This is a genomic window from Rhizobium sp. USDA 4016, assembly GCF_056279705.1.
Genome location: NZ_JBWCCY010000002.1, coordinates 1,789,508 through 1,808,967, shown reverse-complemented (window position 1 = coordinate 1,808,967; position 19,460 = coordinate 1,789,508). Strand labels below are relative to the sequence as shown.

The following is a 19,460-nucleotide window of genomic DNA, read 5'->3' as shown; positions in this document are numbered from 1 at the left end:
AGCGGGACCGGCGGCCGGCAGGCCGCCGGTCCCGCTTCAGATGTCTCGAGCACGGATAGCCTTTCCATGAGCGAAATCGCAGTTTCACAAGCGCTCAAACCGCCAGCCTCCGCTTTGAGGTCGGCGAGCGAATTGCGCTCCGAGCGTGTCAGATCGGCCTGGCTGTTTCTGGCACCGACGCTTTTAATATTGGCTGTGGTGGCCGGGTGGCCGCTGTTTAGAACGATTTATTTCAGCTTCACGAATGCGTCGCTGACCGATCTTGGCAATGCGCAGTTCATCGGTTTCGGCAATTATCTGTCCTGGGTCACGCTGAAGAGCGGGCGAACCATCTATCGTGGGCTGCTTGCCGATCCCGTCTGGTGGAGCGCCGTCTGGAACACCGCCAAATTCACGGTGGTCTCGGTCATGACCGAGACGACGCTTGGCCTTATCGTTGCGCTGGTCCTGAACGCACAGTTTGCCGGGCGCGGCATTGTGCGCGCTGCAATTCTTATTCCCTGGGCAATTCCGACGATCGTTTCGGCAAAAATGTGGGCCTGGATGCTCAACGACCAGTTCGGCATTTTGAACGATATCCTCCTTGGTGTCGGCCTCATCAGCGAAAAGATCGCCTGGACTGCCAATCCGGAAACGGCAATGATTGCGGTTCTGATAGTCGACGTCTGGAAGACGACGCCCTTCATGGCGCTTCTGATCCTTGCCGGACTGCAGATGGTACCGGCGGATATCTACGAGGCTGCCAGGATCGACGGGGTCAATCCCGTCAAGGTCTTCTGGCGGCTGACGCTGCCGCTGATCCGGCCGGCCATTATGGTCGCCGTGATCTTCCGGATGCTGGATGCGATGCGCATCTTTGATCTGATTTATGTGCTGACGCCCAACAATGCCCAGACCAAGACCATGTCGGTCATGGCGCGTGAGAACCTGTTCGACTTTGACAAGTTCGCCTATGGCGCAACCGCTTCGACAGTTCTCTTCCTCATCATCGCGTCCGTCACCGTACTCTACATCTGGTTCGGGCGCGTCAAACTCGGCGGGGAGGACCGTTGATGCTCTTGCAGATCACGAAGAATACGCTCTTTTACCTGCTCGTCGCGGTGATCGTCCTTCTTGCCGTTTTTCCTTTCTACTACGCGATCCTCACGAGTCTCAAAACCGGCACGGCGCTTTTCGAAGTCAATTACTGGCCGAGGTCGATTTCATTCGGAAATTACACATCGGTGATGAACCAGGGCGGCTTTGTCCGAAGCCTTGGAAATTCCGTAATGGTTGCCTTGATCGTGGTTGCCGCGTCGCTGCTGCTTTCGATCACCGCATCTTTCGCCTTGGCGCGAGTGCATTTTCGCGGCCGGGCGCTGCTGATGCTGACGATCCTTTCAGTGTCGATGTTCCCGCAGATCGCCGTACTTGCAGGCCTTTTCGAGCTCATTCGGTGGATCGGCATCTTCAACACGCCTTTCGCGCTGATTTTTTCGTACATGATCTTCACACTGCCGTTCACCGTGTGGGTACTGACGACCTTCATGCGCGACCTGCCGATCGAGATCGAGGAGGCCGCGATCGTCGACGGTGCTTCGCCATGGGTCATCATCACCCAGGTCTTCATGCCGCTCATGTGGCCGGCGCTTGTGACAACCGGCCTGCTTGCCTTCATCACCGCTTGGAACGAATTCCTCTTCGCGCTAACGTTCACATCATCGAATGCGCAGCGGACCGTGCCGGTTGCCATTGCCCTGCTTTCGGGCGGCAGCCAATTTGAAATTCCTTGGGGCAACATCATGGCGGCGTCGGTCATCGTCACCGTGCCGGTTGTTGTTCTCGTCTTGATATTCCAGCGCCGGATCATCTCGGGACTGACCGCCGGCGGCGTTAAGGGTTGAGGGAGTAGACCATTGGCACAGATACGCCTAGACAATATCCGCAAGAGCTTCGGCGCCTTCGAGGTCATCAAGGGTGTTACGATGGACATCCGCCGCGGCGAGTTCATGGTCTTCGTCGGTCCCTCCGGATGTGGCAAATCAACGCTGCTGCGCCTCATCTCGGGCCTTGAGGACATTACGTTCGGCACGCTCTCCTTCGATGACGAGGTGGTAAACCAGCGTGCGCCGTCGAAGCGAGGGATCGCCATGGTGTTCCAATCCTATGCGCTCTATCCCCATATGACGGTTTTCGACAATATTGCCTTCGGCATGAAGCTTGCGGGACGGACGAAGGATGAATGCCGGCATAGGGTCGAGCAAGCCGCCGGCATGCTCCAGCTATCGCCCTATCTGGACCGTCTGCCGCGTCAGCTATCGGGCGGGCAGCGTCAGCGCGTCGCGATCGGCCGGGCGATCGTTCGCGATCCCAAGGTCTTCCTCTTCGATGAGCCGCTGTCGAACCTCGATGCCGCCTTGCGCGTGGCGACAAGGCTGGAGATCGCCAAGCTGCACCGCAGCATGCACAACACGACGATGATCTATGTGACGCACGATCAGGTTGAGGCCATGACGCTTGCCGACCGTATCTGCGTGCTGAGGGACGGCGTTGTCGAGCAGATCGGCACGCCGCTTGAGCTTTACGAGAGCCCGAATTCAATCTTCGTTGCCGGCTTCATTGGCTCGCCGAAGATGAATTTCCTGTCCGGCGGCCTGGCGCAGCCCTATAATACCCATACGATCGGCGTGCGTGCAGAGCATATCCGGATCACGCCGCAAGCGGCAGTCTGGAACGGAACCGTCATTCATTCGGAGATCCTCGGTTCCGACAGCTTTGTCTATCTGGACATCGGTGCAGATGAGCCGCTGATCGTGCGTGAGACCGGCGTTTCCGGCCATGAGCCGGGCCAGAAGCTCGGCGTTGCGCCAGTTGCCGGCCACATACACCGTTTTGACCAATCTGGCCGCGCGCTTGCGAAGGCATCCATGCGCGCTGCCTGACTATCCACCAAGGATCGATCCACCTCCCAGGCTCGGTCCTCTTCACATCGCAAGGAGTAACGACCGTGCCTATTCGCACCATTGTCTGGGGTGAAAACATCCATGAGAACACCAATGCCATCGTCAGGGAAATTTATCCCGAAGGCATGCACACCACGATTGCCGCTGCGCTGAACAGCGACCCGGCAATCAGGGCGACGACCGCGACGCTGCAGGAGCCGGAGCACGGCCTGTCGGAAGCGCGGCTTGCCGAAACCGATGTCCTCACCTGGTGGGGCCACAAGGATCATGGCGCAGTCTCCGACGAAGTGGTCGAACGCGTCGCCAAGCGGGTCTGGGAAGGCATGGGCCTGCTGGTGCTTCATTCCGGGCATTTTTCGAAGATCTTCAAGCGGCTGATGGGAACACCCTGCGCGCTGAAATGGCGCGAGGCAGGCGAACGCGAGCGGCTGTGGACCATCAATCCGCGCCATCCGATCGCCGCCGGCCTTGAGGAGAACTTCGTCCTTGAAAACGAGGAGATGTACGGCGAACAGTTTTCGGTTCCCGAGCCGCTGGAAACAGTGTTCATCTCCTGGTTTCAGGGCGGTGAGGTGTTCCGGTCCGGGATGACCTGGCGGCGTGGGGCGGGCAACATCTTCTATTTCCGTCCCGGTCACGAGACCTATCCGACCTATCACGACCCCAATATCCGCAAGGTGCTGATCAACGCTGTCAAATGGGCTCATAACCCGCAGGGCGACCTCAAGACCATCACCGATGCCCCGAACGTTCCGGTGGAGAAGGCGCACGAACCGATTGTGGAGCGCGGCCCGAAATTGCACCAGGCCGGCGAAGCCGGTTATCGCTGAGGGGGCAAGGATGAGACTTCTTGTTCTTGGTACAGGCTCGATGGCGAAGAGCCAGGTCAGTCATTTCAAATTGATCGAAGGCGTCGAGGTCGTCGGCGCTGTCGACACTGATCCGTCACGCCTTGCCGAATTTTCCGATCATTTCGGGATTGAGAAACGTTTCCTCGCGCTTGAGGAAGCAATCGCCTGGGGAGATTTCGATGCCGCCACCAATGTAACCCCAGACCGAATCCATCATCCGACGACGATGGCGCTGATTGCCGCCGGCAAGCACATCTTCTGCGAAAAGCCGCTGGCCGAAAACTACGCTGACGCTCTGGAAATGACGACTGCCGCGGAGACGGCCGGAGTGATCAATATGGTCAACCTCACCTATCGCAACGTCGCGCCGCTGCAGCGGGCTCGCGAGATGGTGCTCGCCGGTGAACTCGGTACGATCAAGCATGTTGAAGCATCCTATCTGCAGAGCTGGCTGGTGTCGCGGGCCTGGGGGGATTGGCGCACGGAATCGCGCTGGCTCTGGCGGCTTTCGACCGGTCACGGCTCGAACGGTGTGCTTGGCGATGTCGGCATCCATATCCTCGACTTCGCCGCCTATGGCGCGGCAACCGATATCGACCACGTCTTTGCGCGGCTCAAGACCTTCAACAAGGCGCCAGGTGGCCAGATCGGCGAGTATATGCTCGATGCCAACGACAGCTTCACGATGTCTGTCGACTTCGCCAATGGTGCGCTCGGCGTCATTCACGCGACCCGCTGGGCGACGGGTCATCTCAATGAGCTGAAGCTTCGCATCTACGGTGAACGGGGCAGCCTCGAGGTCATTCACCGGCCGAACGGCTCGCAGCTGCGCGGCTGCTTTGATGAGAACATCGAGACGGCGACCTGGGCCGATATCGATGTTGCGCCGGTGCCGACCAACTATCAGCGTTTTGTCGAAGCGGTCGCGACCGGCAAGCAGCTTGATCCGAATTTCCGTCATGCCGCTAACCTGCAGAAGGTCATCGATCTCGCGATCGTCTCGGAAAAGGAGCGCCGTGAGCTCAATCTGCTGTCGGAGGAGGTCGGCATGACGCCCGGACCGGAAGGCGCCGGCAACGTGGAGGTGCTGCCGATCGCGGTATAAGCGCTTGCCGCACGAAGCCCCATGCGGCCTGTCCAAAGGGCCGTATGGCCGGATGTTGAAGTCCCGCCTTGATGAAGCATGACCGAGGGCCGGGCGCAAATGCCAACGTGCCCGTCTGGTCGGGTGCAAGCACAAGGAGGCAACAATGAAGCTGATCATACTTGGCACTGGCTGGTGGGCGAACACCCATGCCACGAGTTTCTCGGAGATCGCAGGCGTGGAGATCGTCGCGGCGGTCGATAGTGATGATGTGCGCCTGCGCGCCTTTGCCGCCCGGCACAATATTCCGCTCACCTTCAATTCCCTGGAGGATGCGCTTGCCTGGGGCGAATTCGACGCAGCGACCAATGTCACGCCGGACCGCGTGCACTATGCCACGACCTTGGCCCTGCTTGCAGCCGGCAAACATGTCTTCTGCGAAAAGCCGCTGGCTGAGAATTTCGCCCAGGCTGCAGAAATGGCCGACGCCGCCGAGAAGTCGAAGCAGATGACGATGGTGAACCTCACCTATCGCAATGTCGCTCCGCTGCAGAAGGCTCGGCAAATGGTGCTGAACGGCGATATCGGTCAGATCCGGCACTTCGAGGCTTCCTACCTTCAGAGCTGGCTCGTGTCGAAGGCCTGGGGCGACTGGACGACGCAGCCGCAATGGCTCTGGCGCCTGTCGAGCAAGCATGGGTCGAACGGCGTTCTCGGGGACATCGGCATTCATATCCTCGATTTCGTGGTTTACGGGGCGGGAAGCGATATCAAGACCGCGGCTGCGCAACTGAAGACCTTCGAAAAGGCGCCGGGTAACAGGATTGGCGAATACGAGCTCGACGCCAACGACAGCTTCGTGATGATGGCCGAGCTGCAGAACGGCGCTCTGGGCGTCATCCATGCCAGCCGCTGGGCGACCGGACACCTGAACGAACTACGGCTGCGGGTCCACGGCGACAGGGGGGCAATCGAAGTCACCGACACGCCGAACGGCGCGACGCTTAGAATCTGCGCCGGCGCGGATGCCGACAAGGCGATCTGGCGGCGGGTGCAGGTTGAACCCGTTGCGACGAACTTCGAGCGGTTCGCCGAGGCCGTGAGGACCGGCGTCGGACAGGAGCCATCCTTCCGGCATGCCGCCAGTCTCCAAGAGGTCATCGACCACGCGCGCAACTCCGCCGCCAGCCTGCCCACCCTGATCATCGCCGCTCAAAGCGGACAATATGACACGGTGGCTGCCGGGGAGCGTCGTCGTTAGACAGTTGCGGTCACGTCGTCGAACTGCTGAGGGCCGTCTCTTCCAAAACCTTCTCCGGAATATCGTCGAAGGAGGCATAATTCAGATTGTAGAGCCGCGAATAGAGTTTGCCGCTCGTCATCAGCTGCCGGTGATCGCCGCTTTCGATGAGCTCGCCATTTTGCAGGACGATGATACGGTCGGCCTCCCGGATCGTCGCCAGCCGGTGGGCGATGACGAGGCCGGTGCGGTTTTCGAGAAGTTTAACCAGCGCCTTCTGGATCAGCATTTCCGTGTAGCTGTCGATATTCGCCGTCGCTTCATCGAGCACCAGGATCTTTGCATCGGCAACGAGCGCACGAGCGAAACTGAGCAGCTGCCGCTGGCCGAGCGACAGGTTGCCGCCGCGCTCGCCGAGCACGCTGTCGTAACCTTCGGGCAGGCGCATGATGAAGTCGTGAGCACCCACGGCCTTGGCGGCTTCGATCACCTGTTCGCGCGTCGCCTCTGTCTTGTGATAGCGAATGTTGTCGAAGACGCTACCGGTGAAAAGGAAAGGTTCCTGCAATACCATGGCGATCTGATCGCCGAGTGAATCCTGCGTCAGCTGGCGTACATCATGCCCTCCGACCAAAACCTGGCCCTGCTGCACATCATAAAACCGGTGGATCAACGACATACAGCTCGATTTGCCTGAGCCGGTCGGGCCGACGAGGGCGACTGTTTCGCCGGGGTTCACCTTGAAGCTCACCTGCTTCAGCACCGGGTGCTTCGGATTGTAGCCGAAGACGACGTCGCGGAATTCGACTGAACCGTCCATGTCTTTCGAAAGCGCCATGGCGTTCGGTGCATCCTTGATCTCTACCGGGACATCGAGAACCTCCGTCAGTCTCTGACCCGACGCCATGGCGCGCTGCAGGACGGAATATTGCAGCGTCAGCGAGCGGATCGGATCGAAGAAACGCTGGATGTAGAAGAGGAAGGCAACGAGCACCCCGACATCGAGAGCCTGGTTCAGGACGCGCGCCCCGCCGACGACGATAACGAGAGCCATTGCTACGCCGGTCAAAGAATCAACGATCGGTACCATCACCTGTGCATAGCGGGCGGCCGTCAGATGCGTCTTGAGGTTCGCGTGCGCCTTGTCGTCATAGAGCGTGAAATTGACGCCCTGGCGATCCATGCTCTGCACGGCGCGGACGCCATGGATTGCCTCGGCAAGCGCACCAGCCGCAACCGAGTTCGTCTCGTGCGCCGCCATGAAGGATTTGCGCGCCAGCGGCAGCCAGAAGAGACGGACGATGAAGAGGACAGGCAAGACGGAGAGCGTCAGCAGGCCAAGCCTGAAGTCGAGATAGAGCATCACGAAAACGATGCCGAAGAGTAGGGCGATATCGCCGACGGAAAGCACTGACGTCTCGAGAAACTCCTGCATGGAGTTCACGTCGCCTTGAAAACGCGACATCAGCCGTCCGACCTCCGTCTTGTCCATGAAGGAAAGCGAGACCCGCTGGAGATGGGAGAACATTGCCTTGCGGATGTCGAAGAGCACCTCCTCGGCGACGTTGCCGACCAGCGTCTCCTGGGCGTAGCTCGCCGCATAATTGATCAGGATCACGATCACAAAAGCGATGATCGAATAGAGGAGGGCGGAACGATCCCCGCCCGGCTGCATGCCGTGGTCGATCGCGTAGCGGATGATCAGGGGGATCAACAGCTGCATCGCCGTGAAGGTGAGCACGGCTACGACCGACCACATGACTTGCGTGCGATATGGCTCGACAAAAGCCCAGATGCGCTTGACGATGTTGCCGTCGAAGGCCTTTCCGAACATTTCCTCTTCAATGCGATGCGAGCCGACGACCGCCCGCGGCGGACGGCGTCCGTCCTCGCGAACGTCGGAACGTTCGGTTTCCAGTTCCTCGGCCATGAAGTCCTCCCTGCGCCGGTTTCTTACGCGCTCAAAGCGTCGTCGCCCGGCCGCACCTGCAAGTCGTAAAGTGCCTTGTACCGGCCGCCGGCGGCCAGCAACTCCTCATGCGTGCCGCGCTCGACGATGCAGCCGTCCTCGACGAAGAGGATCTGGTCGGCATGCATCAGCGAACTCAGCCGGTGGGCGACGATGATCGTCACGCGGTCGGCGGCGTATTTGCGCATGGCGGCGCGGATGCGCTGTTCGGTGGCAGCGTCGATCGCCGCCGTCGAGTCGTCAAATACCATCACTGCCGGCCTCAGCATCAGCGCGCGCGCGATCGAAAGGCGCTGGCGCTGGCCGCCGGATAGCGAAACGCCGCGTTCGCCGACCACCGTGCCGTAGCCTCTCGGCAGGCCGAGGACATAGTTGTGCAGCTGCGCGCTTTCGCTCGCGCGCTCGATCCGCGGCTCCTTGGCCCACGGATCGCCATAGGCGATATTGTTTTCGATGGTTGTCGTGAACAGGAAGGAATCCTGCTGCACGACGGCAACTGCGCGGCGGAGCGATTGCAGTGTCACCTTGCGGATATCCTGCCCGTCGATCGTGATCCTTCCCTTCGTCACGTCATAAAAGCGCGGGATCAAATGGGCAATCGTCGATTTGCCGCTGCCCGGCGGGCCGACGATGCCAACCGTTTCACCACGCCGCGCTTCGAAGGAAACGCCGTGAAGCACCTGATGCATGTCCGAGCTTGGATAAGCGAAGGCGACATTCTCGAAACGAAGCGTGCCTTCTGACACCTTCAATTCCTTTGCATCCGGGGCATTGCGTATGGCGATCTCCAGGTCGAGCAGATTGAAGAGGCGCGTGCCGCATGTCGATGCCCGGGCAAAGGCGTTGACCATCAGGCCGAGTTGACGCACCGGCATTTGCAGGATGGTCATGAACGTCAAGAACGAAGCGAGCGTGCCGACGGTGATGTCGCCGGCCATTACCTTTTCTCCGCCGACCCAGAGCACGAGGCCCATCGCAGCGAAGAAGGAAAAGGTCATGGCGCTGGTATTGGCAACACGGATACCGACACGCTGGTGGGCAAGCGTCAGCGCATTCTTCGATGCCTTTTCGAATTTGGAGAGCTCATGGTCTTGCGCTGCGAAGGCACGGACGACACGGATGCCGCCGAGATTCTCCTCCATGATACGGGTCAGCACCGAAAGCCGCTCCTGCAGGTCGAGCCACGTGGCACGCAGCCGCAGCTGCGTCACTGAGGAACGCCAGCCGACGAAAGGCACGAAACTCAGCGCCAGGAGGCCAAGAACCACATCGGTCGAAATCAGCATGTACGCACCGATCCCGATCAGCGTCGAAAGCAGGAAGACACGCACAAGCGCTGTCGAAAAATACATTCGCACGCCTTCGAGATCGAGCAGTCCGACAGTGATCAGATCGCCCGAATGAACCGTGTCGTGAAAGCTGAAGGAGAGCCGCTGGATCTTCTCGTAACAGGCAAGCCGCAGCTCGTAGCCCATGTGGTGGCCGACGCTTTCGCTGTAATAGTTCTGAACCATCGTGAAGACGCCGCGGAGCACGCTGGCACCGAGTAAAAGCAGCGCCGTCGTCAGCAGCGCCTCCTGCGCCAACTGGCCGGCCGCTCCGCCGGTCAGTGCAACCTGCGTATGGTCGACCGCCTGGCCGAGCAGGCGCGGAATCAGAAGCTGGAACGCGGATGCTATGAGGGTTGCGCCAATGGCGAAACCCGCTTGCCAAGGGTGACGAAAGGCCATGACGGTGATGCGGACCAGCGTATAAAGGCCCTTGCCCCAGCCTGCCGCATTCACAAGCGCAAGCGAAGCTGAAGGCTTCGTCGCGCGTATCGACGCATCGCTGCTCACGGTATTGATTCCAAATAGATGTATGGTTCGGACGCTGGCCCGAAAAGACGGCAATTCCATGAAGGGATTGATTAGCGCGCTTAGTTTTGCCGATTCTACCTGAGCGTTCAAGTAAAGAATTCACCAGTTGGTTATTTTCTCGTGAGTGAGACGAATCCCTCAGCTCGGTCCCAATTGCGGCGAACGCCGCAGCATTAGAGGTTTCTTCACGATCCTTTCTGCGGACGTGACGAAACAGGACATCAAAAGGACGGCGCAAACCGAAGCGCAGAACAGCAAACCGACAGACACCCGCGAGACTGGCGGCAGCACTGTCGCCAGCGATTGGACGATCAAGCCGCCGAACGTGTAATGATTAAGGTAGAGTGCGTAGCTCAGGCTTCCGAGATATCGGAATATTGTCCGCTGCCGATGGGTGAACCGGATTTCGAATGCGTCCGCATGCATGATGCAAAAAACCATAAAGGCTGTGGCCGTCAGCCACACCACACAGGCCCCGGTGCCGATGCCCCATAAGAGATCCCTGCCGACGAATATCTCGACAATGCACATCAAACCTGCTGGCAGCAGGGCGCCGATCGCGACTTTGGAGCGATGGCCGCGCAGGTGAGCCCACAGCAACATGCCCAGCGCAAAGAATACGCCGTAGCGCATGAGAAAGACCTTCGAAGGGAAACGCGAAAGCGTCGCAAACAGCTCCTTGTCGAGTAGAAAGGCCGCAGACCATACAACGAGATAGACCGAGCTTCCGGCGCAAATGATCTTCGCCAGGTTTTCCAAAGAAAGACGCGGCGCAAAGACGATCGTGATCCCGACGGTCAGGTAGAACGCAGCCTCGACCACCAGCGACCATACGACGCCATCGATATAAGGCCCGACCGGCGAAAGGACCGAGGAACGGATGAGGGGAGGGACGAGAGACGTAATGTCCTGGCCCGCCAGCGATAAGGCCGCAAAGCCGATCACGCTGGAAATCCACAAAGCCGGCAGGATTCGAAGGGCGCGCAGGTGAATGAAACGGAGAGCGCCGTGCATGCCGCTGGCGCTTTCTGCGCTCATGGAGATCACGAGGCCGGAAATCACGAAAAAAATCTCAACGCCAATGCTGCCAACCCCATCGAATGGCCAGAGGAAGGCGAACACCGGCCCGCTAGTTTGCGGAAGCTGGAAGCTTGAAAAGTGGAATAGCAGAACCAATGCAGCAGCATAAATTCTGACTATATCTACCACGTAATAATGTGTTGCAGGCTTTTGTTCAGGCATAGTCTCATCCAAAAGGAGTATATGTCCCGGATAAGTTTCGAGTATTTGTTTCTTTAGCGTATTACTATTAATATAATTCCGTTGTCCACCCATATTGCGCGTGGATTGCAAACTTTTTATCTTGGAACACGTGGCGGACGGCGAGAGGTTGCAGCATGAGTTACGGATTATCGAGGCGTATCACGGCGATGCTGGCTATAGCCGGGCTCGCATTTTTCTTACTTGCGGCCGGGACTTGCGAGCTTTTGGCCTCGACTGATAGGGACGGTCCTGCCTTCAAGGACATCGCCTACGGAAGCGACGCCCGCAACAGGATGGACATCTATAAACCGCCCGGTGCCGGTCTGTTTCCGGCGATCATCTATGTCCATGGCGGCGGATGGTGGAATGGTGACAAGCAGTATCTCGCGGCCAATGCCAGGGACTATATGCTGTCGAAGGGCGTTGCGGTCGTTGCGATCAACTATCGCAATCTGGTCGAGGCAAAACGCGACCGGATATTCCCGCCCGTGCTTGCCGCGCTTGAGGATACCAAATCGGCCTACGGATATCTCCTGAAGAATGGCGGGAGCCTTGGCATTGATAATACACGGCTTGCCATATACGGCGCTTCGGCAGGCGGCTTCAATGCGCTCTGGCTGGCATTGTCGATCAATGAGGACGGTTCGCTGCAGGCGATCAAGGCGGTCGGCGGCATCGATGCGCAAACCACGATCGATCCCTTTGAGATGCGCGATTGGGTCGGTCCATCCATCAATTACGGAGGCCATGCCTTTGGCCTGCCCGAAGCGGATTTCCAATCCTTTCTGGCGCAAAGAGATAAATTCCTGAATTACATCTCGACGCTGTCACCCTCCTATCTGGTTCGCGCAGACTCGCCGCCGATCGTGCTTCTCTATTCGGGGGGGCTGCAGGATCAGTCGAGCGATCACATGGCGCTCGTCCACAGCCCGAAGTTTGGCGCAGAATTTCAAAAGACCGCCGAAAGGAACGGCCATGCCGTGACCCTTCTCGAGGGGGCAGAGCGTATTCCGGCGCGCTACAGCGATTTCTTCAATTTCCTGATCGATCGCGTTGTGAAATAGCCGCCTGGTCCGAACAGGTATCTTAGACAAGGCAGCACAAGGCGCGGTGGAAAGGACAAATCTCTCTTTTGTTTCAGCGCTGTGGCTGACTTGTCTGCAGTTATGCCGAACAAAACGCTTGCCACGTTCCCATTTTAGGGCTTTCATACACGACTAGTTTGATAGACTATGACGACGGCAATGTTCCCTCGTTTCTGACGAAGCTCAACGCTTCGATGAGCGGCAAGCGTTCCAGACGGCCGCATGAACCTCACCAACGCAGGCGCGTGTTGTCCTGCGTTGAAAACCTTGATCGAGACACGATGCGGGCTGATCCTGCAAGGGAGTTGAGATGACGGTTCAGGGACTTTTTGCTTCGAAGTTCAAGACGACGGCACGGGTTTCGGCTGTCCCTCGTATCGCAATCGTCGGCCGGGGTTTTTCCGGCATGATGAGCGCAATCGCCGTGATGAAAACGGTGCGAACGCCGTTCCATCTTCAGCTTTTCGATCCGAATTCCTCGGTCAGCGGGGGCCAGGCGCTGTCGTCGGCGCGCGCTTCGACGATCCTCAATACCCGCGTGCGCGACCTTTCGGTGTCGCTCGGCGACGCCGACGATTTCAACGACTGGCTCTGTAGCAACGCGGAATTCCGGGCTGCCGTGCGTGCCGCGATCCCGGGTTTCCGCCAGATTTTCGTTCCAAAGGCACTTTTCAGCGACTACGTCTATCAGCGCTTTTCAGAAGCGCTCGCAGCCCGCAAGGATATCACCGTACAGGTCTGTCACGAGCCGGTCGTCGCAATCCGCAGAAGCGATGCAAACCGCTTTCTGCTCGAAAGCGCCCATCCAGCCAATCCGCTCTTCGATACCGTCGTCCTGGCCACCGGCTACGGGCTTTCCGAGCCCGAGCCGGAGACGGAGGATCGGTCGCCGGTGCGGGCCCAGCGTCTCGTCGCCCGGCCGCATGCTGTTCTCCTTGGAAGCGGCATCCGCGTGGTCGACCAGTTGCTGCAACTGCGCGATAGCGGTTACACTGGCCAGATCACGATTGTCTCGAAGCATGGTTTCCTGCCGCAGAGCCATACACCGAATTCCGCCGATCCGGTTTTCCCGGCCGAGGGGTTGCCGCAAAAGCTGCCCGAGATCGTCCGCTTCATCCGCACTGCCTGCCGTGAGGCAGAAGAAGAGGGCCGTAGCTGGCAATCGGTGATGAACGGTCTGCGCAGACATGCCCGCTCTCTCTGGCGTTCGCTGCCGGCCGATCAGAAACGCCAGTTCAACCGGCATCTGCGCGCCATCTATGACAGCCACCGCAACCGCCTGCCAGAAGCGATGTATCTGCGCTTGAAACGCGAGCTTGCCGAAGGCAATACTATCCTTCGTCGAGGCACGGCCGGCCGCCCGGGGCTCAGCGGCATCTTCTTCACGCCGGCCGGATCAAATGTCGAGGAAGTCATCTATGCGGAGCGTGTATTCGACTGCCGCTGCAAGGCACCTGATCTGGCGATGCCTTTGATGCAGAGCCTGATCGGCTCCGGCCTTGCCGTGCCCGACGAGCTTTCGCTGGGGCTTGCCGTCGATCAGCGCGGCGACCTCTGCCTCGAGGACGGATCGACGGTGGACGGCCTCTTCGCCGTCGGTCCGCTCGGCCTTGGCAGTCTGCCGGATATCGATCTGGTCCCTGAAATCGTCACCCAGGCCTACGCGGCTGCGGAGAAGGTAGGAGAGCAGTTCTATCCTCGAAGCAGAGCTGTTTGAAATTATTCGGACTTTTGTGGGAACCATTTCGCGGCTCCTTCGGTTTAGGAAACTGGTGTTTCCCACGGGGGCTTATGGAAGTGATGGATCGATTTGGTGCGTCTCTCACGGGCGAGGGCCGCTTGCGGTTACTTGTCGATGCCATCACCGACTACGCAATCTATATGCTTAGTCCGGAGGGTCACGTCGCCACCTGGAACGTCGGTGCTCAGCGCCTCAAAGGATATTCACAGGAAGAAATCATCGGCAGGCACTTCTCGAATTTCTACACCGAGGAGGACCGTGCTGCCGGTGAGCCGGAACGTGCGCTTGAAATTGCCCGCCGCGACGGCCGCTTCGAAAAGGAGGCCTGGCGCATGCGCAAGGACGGCAGCCGCTTTTGGGCGAACGTGGTCCTTGACGCTATCACGGACGATTGCGGGGAAGTAATTGGTTTTGCGAAGATCACCCGCGACATGACCGAGAAGCGCGAAATCCAACGTGCGCTCGATCAGGCACGCGAAGAGCTCTTCCAGGCGCAGAAGATGGAGGCGATCGGCCAGCTCACCGGCGGCATTGCCCACGACTTCAACAATCTTCTGATGGCCGTTCTCGGCAGCCTGGAGATTTTGAAGAAGCGGATGCCTGAACAACCGGAGCTGATGCCCCTCGTCGAAAATGCCATCCAGGGTGCGCAGCGCGGCGCTGCCTTGACGCAGCGCATGCTCGCCTTTTCGAGGCGCCAGGAACTGGCGGTCAAGACGATCGAGATTGCAGCGCTCATGGACGGAATGGCCGACATGCTGCAACGTTCGCTCGGGCCGCTGACCATGCTGGAAATCGATGTGCTGCCGGGCGTTCCAATAATTGCCACCGATCCCAACCAGCTCGAAACAGCAATCCTCAATCTGATTGTGAACGCGCGTGATGCCATGCCGCGCGGAGGGAAAATCACTGTCAGAGCGCAGGAACGGACGGTAGGTGAAAGGGAAGGGATCCTTACGCCCGGTGCGTATCTTTGTCTTTCGGTCATCGACGGCGGAGAGGGCATGGACGAAGAGACACTTGAACAGGCGACGACACCCTTCTTCACGACGAAGGGTGTCGGGAAAGGCACCGGTCTCGGATTGCCGATGGTTCAAGGGCTCGCCGCGCAGTCAGGCGGCCGGCTCGTCTTGAAGAGCCGCCTCGGCGAAGGCACGGTCGCCGAGCTTTGGTTCCCTGCGGTCCTGGCACAGGACGCACCGGTAGAGCTCCCGGAAAAAGCGGCCGATCATCCCGGCCTTCCGCGCTCGCTTCGCATCCTGGCCGTCGACGACGACAGTCTCGTGCTCATGAACACGGTTTTGATGCTGGAGGACCTAGGCTACGACGTCATAGAGGCGGCATCGGCCGCCGATGCGCTGGCCATCCTTTCCAGCGAACAGGTCGACCTTGTCATCTCCGACCACGCCATGCCGCGGATGACGGGTGCAGAGCTTGCGGAGGCGATCCGCCGTGATTGGCCGCACATGCCGATCATCCTTGCCACGGGCTATGCCGACATTCCGCCCGGCGGCGGCCTCATCGACCTGCCGCGTCTCGGCAAGCCCTTCTCGCAGGCACAACTTGCCGAGGCAATCAGCCGGACGATTGCCACGGCCGGTGCGTCCGAACCTCGCTTCGGATCACGAATGCCAGCAGGCCCGCCACCATCAGCGCCAAGCCAAACCATGTGATCGCGTAGACGAGGTGGTTGTTCGGAAAGACGATGCGTGTCAGTCCGCCGATCGGCAGACCACCGGGATTGGGAGTGTTGTCGGCATCGATGAAATACTCGGCAGCGTCTGCCACATGCTTTTCCGCCGCGATTGCAGCTACATCGCGGGAGTACCAGCGGCCCGAGGCCGGGTCGTTCGATTGTAGCAACGAACCCTTCGGTTCCGTGATCCGCATCAGCCCTGTGATCGTGACCTGACTGGAGAGTTGGCCGGACGGCCGGGTTTGCGGATCGCGCCTGTCGGTCGGCACGAAGCCGCGGTTGATCAAGACCGTCTGGCCATCACCAAGCGACAGCGGTGTCATCACCCAAAAGCCTGGACCCAGTTCGGTCGAGGCATAGACCAGCGTCTCCTTGCCGTTCTGCAATGTGCCGGTCGCCGTTACACGGCGGTATTCGTCGTCTGCGGCATGGACTGCCCTTCCTGTCGGGGCCGGGGCCGGCTCGGCGTGGACCCGTTGATCGACCCGAGCAATGAGGTCACGTTTCCAGGACAGCCGCTCCACCTGCCAGAGGCCGAGAGCGACGAAACCTGCCGTCGAAAGAAGCATCAGGCTGCACAGCATTGCCAGCCGGATTGATGGTCGGCGCCGGTCTTTCGGTAAAGGAAAGCTGTCTGGCATGGCGGAAAACCTGCACGGGCGGCCTTGCCGCCGCCCGCTCGACACCCCTAGGGCATGTTCTTCATCATTTCAGGGCTCATCGGCATCATATTGGTATTCAGATGATGCATGACCCAAAGCGAGCCGGAAAGCGCGATCGCCACGATCACGATCGTGAAGATCAGCGCCATCATCGTCCAGCCGCCTTCCGAGCGGGTGTTCATATGCAGGAAGCAGATCATGTGAACGACGATCTGGATCGCGCCGAGCGCCATCACAAGAAAAGCAGTCACCCCCGGGCTCTCGAAGACACCGGCCATGACAAGCCAGAAGGGAATGGCGGTCAAGATGACCGAGAGGGCGAAACCGATCGTATAGCTCTTCATCGAGCCATGGCCTGCCCCGTGTCCGTGGCTATGGCCATGATGGGCTTCGTGTGCGTCCTCATGTGCGGGTGCTTGCGAACTCATCCGAGAACTCCCATCAGGTAGACAAAGGAAAAGACGCCGATCCAGACGACGTCGAGGAAGTGCCAGAACATCGAAAGGCACATCAGGCGGCGCCGGTTGGCCTCGATCAGGCCGTACATCGAAACCTGCACCATCAGCGTTGCCATCCAGATGATGCCGGACGTGACGTGCAGCCCATGGGTTCCGACCAGCGTAAAGAAGGCCGAAAGGAAAGCGCTGCGCGATGGACCTGCACCCTCGTGGATCAAATGAATGAACTCATAAAGTTCAAGCCCGATGAACGCCGCCCCGAACAGGCCGGTCACCGCCAGCCACATCAGCGTGCCCGATTTGCTGTTCTTTTCCATCTGGAGCATGGCGAAGCCGTAGGTGATCGAAGAAAAGAGCAGCATCGACGTGTTGACTGCCACGAGCGGCAGATCGAACAGGTCCTTCGGCGAAGGCCCTGCCGCATAATTGCGGCCAACAACGCCATAGGTCGCAAACAGCACCGCAAAGATCAGGCAGTCGCTCATGAGGTAGAGCCAGAAGCCGAGATTTGTGCTGCCTTCGGGATGATGTTCTTCGGTCAGATAGAACTCAGGCTTTTCGGCCGTGTCGATAGTATGATCGCTCATGGTCATTATACCTGTGTCGCAAGCAGTTCGGTCCGCTTGCCTTCCGTTTTACTGACCTCTTCGGCCGGGATATAGAAGTCGCGCCTATAGTTGAAGGTATGGACAATGGTGACGACGAGCAGCGCCGCGGCGGAGGCAGCGACGAGCCACCACATGTACCAGATCAGGCCGAAGGCGAGAGCCACGCTGATGGCCGAAAGGATTGCCCCGGTGCCGGTGTTCTTCGGCATGTGGATCGGCTTGAAGCCTTCGAGGGGTCGTTCGTAACCGCGGTTCTTCATGTCGTACCAGCTGTCATGATCGTGCACCACGGGCGTGAAGGCGAAGTTGTAGTCGGGCGGCGGCGACGACGTCGACCATTCAAGTGTGCGGGCATCCCATGGATCGCCTGTATGGTCGGCAAGTTCCTCGCGCCTCATGAAGCTGACGACAAGCTGGACGAGGAACGACAGTATGCCGAGCGCGATCAGGAAAGCACCGAAGGCTGCGATGATGAACCAGATCTGCAGCGACGGGTCCTCAAACTGCGACACGCGGCGGGTGACGCCCATCAGGCCGAGCACATAGAGCGGCATGAAGGCGAAATAGAAGCCGGTCAGCCAGAACCAGAAGCTCACCTTGCCCCAGAAAGGATCGAGCTTGAAGCCGAAGGCCTTCGGGAACCAGTAGTTGACGCCTGCAAGCAGGCCGAACAGCACGCCACCGATGATCACATTGTGGAAGTGGGCGATCAGGAACAGCGAGTTGTGCAGCACGAAGTCTGCAGGCGGAACGGCAAGCAGCACCCCGGTCATGCCGCCGATGACGAAGGTCACCATGAAGCCGACGGTCCAAAGCATAGGCACTTCATAGCGGATGCGGCCGCGATACATGGTGAAGAGCCAGTTGAACATCTTCGCTCCCGTGGGGATCGAGATGATCATGGTCGTGATTCCGAAGAAGGAGTTGACGCTGGCGCCGGAACCCATGGTGAAGAAGTGATGGAGCCAGACGATATAGGAAAGGATGGTGATGACCACTGTCGCATAGACCATCGAGGCGTAGCCGAACAGGCGCTTGCCGCAGAAGGTCGCGACCACTTCCGAGAAGATGCCGAAGGCCGGCAGCACGAGGATATAGACCTCCGGATGGCCCCAGATCCAGATGAGGTTGACATACATCATCGGATTGCCGCCGAGGTCGTTCGTGAAGAAGTTCGTGCCGGCGTAGCGGTCGAGCGCCAGCAGCGCAAGCGTTGCCGTCAGGATCGGAAAGGTGGCGACGATCAAGACGTTGGTGCAAAGCGAGGTCCAGGTGAAGACGGGGAGCTTCATCATGGTCATGCCAGGCGCGCGCATCTTCACGATGGTGGCGATCAGGTTGATGCCCGAAAGTGTCGTCCCAACACCTGCAACCTGCAGGCCCCAGATGTAGTAGTCGACGCCGACCCCCGGACTGTAGTCGGCGCCTGAAAGCGGCGGGTAGGCAAGCCAGCCGGTGCGCGCGAACTCGCCGATGAAGAGCGACAGCATGATGATGATGGCGCCGGCCGTCGTCATCCAGAAGGAGAAGTTGTTGAGGAAGGGAAAGGAGACGTCACGAGCACCGATCTGCATCGGTACCACGAAGTTCATGAGGCCCGTGACGAAGGGCATGGCCACGAAGAAGATCATGATAACGCCGTGGGCGGTAAAGATCTGGTCGTAGTGGTGCGGCGGCAGATAGCCTTCCGATCCGTTGAAGGCGATCGCTTGCTGGATCCGCATCATGATCGCGTCCGAAAAGCCGCGCAGCAGCATGATGACGGCGAGGATCACGTACATGATGCCGATTTTCTTGTGATCGACGCTGGTGATCCAGTCGCGCCACAACGGACCCCAAAATCTGTAATGAGTAATGAGGCCGACCAGGGCGAGACCACCGATGACCACGGCTATGAAGGTCGCGACGAGGATCGGCTCGTGATAGGGGATCGCCTCAAGGGTCAACCGGCCGAAGATGAACTTCAGGAGGTCAGGATTGGAAAACATGGATTAACCCGTTC

15 protein-coding genes and 1 pseudogene are annotated in these 19,460 nt (G+C 59.3%); 9 read left to right on the top strand and 7 right to left on the bottom strand.

The features are described 5' to 3' along the window. Window positions 1-66: 66 nt before the first annotated feature. The 6 genes from ACZ9DP_RS09715 (at window position 67) to ACZ9DP_RS09690 (ending at window position 6,138) form a co-directional block, all read left to right on the top strand. On the top strand, window positions 67-1,053 hold the full coding sequence (locus ACZ9DP_RS09715; protein ID WP_194731414.1) for a carbohydrate ABC transporter permease: 987 nt from the start codon (window positions 67-69) through the stop codon (window positions 1,051-1,053). Further along, window positions 1,053-1,883 (top strand): carbohydrate ABC transporter permease, encoded by an 831-nt coding sequence (locus ACZ9DP_RS09710; protein WP_476201421.1) that lies wholly within the window; start codon window positions 1,053-1,055, stop codon window positions 1,881-1,883. The genes ACZ9DP_RS09715 and ACZ9DP_RS09710 overlap by 1 nt, the downstream gene beginning before the upstream one ends. Window positions 1,884-1,895: 12 nt before the next feature. Further along, a complete protein-coding gene (locus ACZ9DP_RS09705; protein WP_476201419.1) occupies window positions 1,896-2,921 on the top strand; it encodes an ABC transporter ATP-binding protein in 1,026 nt (341 codons plus the stop codon). Between the two features lie 65 nt (window positions 2,922-2,986). Beyond that, window positions 2,987-3,772, top strand: coding sequence for a ThuA domain-containing protein (locus tag ACZ9DP_RS09700; protein ID WP_476201417.1), 786 nt, complete (start codon window positions 2,987-2,989; stop codon window positions 3,770-3,772). A gap of 10 nt (window positions 3,773-3,782) precedes the next feature. After that, window positions 3,783-4,898, top strand: a complete 1,116-nt coding sequence (locus tag ACZ9DP_RS09695; protein ID WP_476201415.1) for a Gfo/Idh/MocA family protein — start codon at window positions 3,783-3,785, stop codon at window positions 4,896-4,898. 145 nt (window positions 4,899-5,043) lie between these two features. Next, complete coding sequence (locus tag ACZ9DP_RS09690; RefSeq protein WP_476201413.1) at window positions 5,044-6,138, top strand: Gfo/Idh/MocA family protein; 1,095 nt, start codon at window positions 5,044-5,046, stop codon at window positions 6,136-6,138. Window positions 6,139-6,148: 10 nt separating this feature from the next. Here the strand turns inward: ACZ9DP_RS09690 and ACZ9DP_RS09685 are convergent, their stop codons facing one another. The 3 genes from ACZ9DP_RS09685 to ACZ9DP_RS09675 all read right to left on the bottom strand — a co-directional run bounded on the left by ACZ9DP_RS09685 (window position 6,149) and on the right by ACZ9DP_RS09675 (window position 11,298). After that, the gene (locus ACZ9DP_RS09685) at window positions 6,149-8,047 is read right to left on the bottom strand and encodes an ABC transporter ATP-binding protein (RefSeq protein WP_476201411.1); all 1,899 of its coding nucleotides are present in this window, start codon (window positions 8,045-8,047) and stop codon (window positions 6,149-6,151) included. 23 nt (window positions 8,048-8,070) lie between these two features. Further along, window positions 8,071-9,924, bottom strand: a complete 1,854-nt coding sequence (locus ACZ9DP_RS09680; protein ID WP_476201409.1) for an ABC transporter ATP-binding protein — start codon at window positions 9,922-9,924, stop codon at window positions 8,071-8,073. Between the two features lie 159 nt (window positions 9,925-10,083). Next, window positions 10,084-11,298 (bottom strand): acyltransferase family protein, encoded by a 1,215-nt coding sequence (locus ACZ9DP_RS09675; RefSeq protein WP_476201407.1) that lies wholly within the window; start codon window positions 11,296-11,298, stop codon window positions 10,084-10,086. 44 nt (window positions 11,299-11,342) lie between these two features. Here ACZ9DP_RS09675 and ACZ9DP_RS09670 point away from each other — a divergent pair, with 44 nt between their 5' ends. The 3 genes and pseudogenes from ACZ9DP_RS09670 to ACZ9DP_RS09660 form a co-directional block, all read left to right on the top strand. Further along, window positions 11,343-12,272, top strand: coding sequence for an alpha/beta hydrolase fold domain-containing protein (locus ACZ9DP_RS09670; protein ID WP_476201405.1), 930 nt, complete (start codon window positions 11,343-11,345; stop codon window positions 12,270-12,272). A 331-nt stretch (window positions 12,273-12,603) separates the two neighbouring features. Then, window positions 12,604-14,010 (top strand): FAD/NAD(P)-binding protein, encoded by a 1,407-nt coding sequence (locus ACZ9DP_RS09665; RefSeq protein ID WP_476201404.1) that lies wholly within the window; start codon window positions 12,604-12,606, stop codon window positions 14,008-14,010. Window positions 14,011-14,123: 113 nt separating this feature from the next. After that, window positions 14,124-15,707 (top strand): annotated as a pseudogene (locus ACZ9DP_RS09660) (ATP-binding protein); the annotation flags it as partial. Here ACZ9DP_RS09660 and ACZ9DP_RS09655 read toward each other — a convergent pair. The 4 genes from ACZ9DP_RS09655 to cyoB are packed head-to-tail and all read right to left on the bottom strand — an operon-like array spanning window position 15,610 to window position 19,446. Next, the gene (locus tag ACZ9DP_RS09655; protein ID WP_476201402.1) at window positions 15,610-16,371 is read right to left on the bottom strand and encodes an SURF1 family protein; all 762 of its coding nucleotides are present in this window, start codon (window positions 16,369-16,371) and stop codon (window positions 15,610-15,612) included. The pseudogene ACZ9DP_RS09660 and the gene ACZ9DP_RS09655 sit on opposite strands and share 98 nt — an antisense overlap. 47 nt (window positions 16,372-16,418) lie before the next feature. Then, a complete protein-coding gene (gene cyoD / locus ACZ9DP_RS09650) occupies window positions 16,419-16,820 on the bottom strand; it encodes a cytochrome o ubiquinol oxidase subunit IV (RefSeq protein ID WP_074071569.1) in 402 nt (133 codons plus the stop codon). Then, window positions 16,817-17,437, bottom strand: coding sequence for a cytochrome o ubiquinol oxidase subunit III (gene cyoC / locus ACZ9DP_RS09645; protein WP_074073032.1), 621 nt, complete (start codon window positions 17,435-17,437; stop codon window positions 16,817-16,819). The genes cyoD and cyoC overlap by 4 nt, the downstream gene beginning before the upstream one ends. A 5-nt stretch (window positions 17,438-17,442) precedes the next feature. After that, complete coding sequence (cyoB, locus tag ACZ9DP_RS09640; RefSeq protein WP_239601057.1) at window positions 17,443-19,446, bottom strand: cytochrome o ubiquinol oxidase subunit I; 2,004 nt, start codon at window positions 19,444-19,446, stop codon at window positions 17,443-17,445. Window positions 19,447-19,460: the final 14 nt, after the last annotated feature.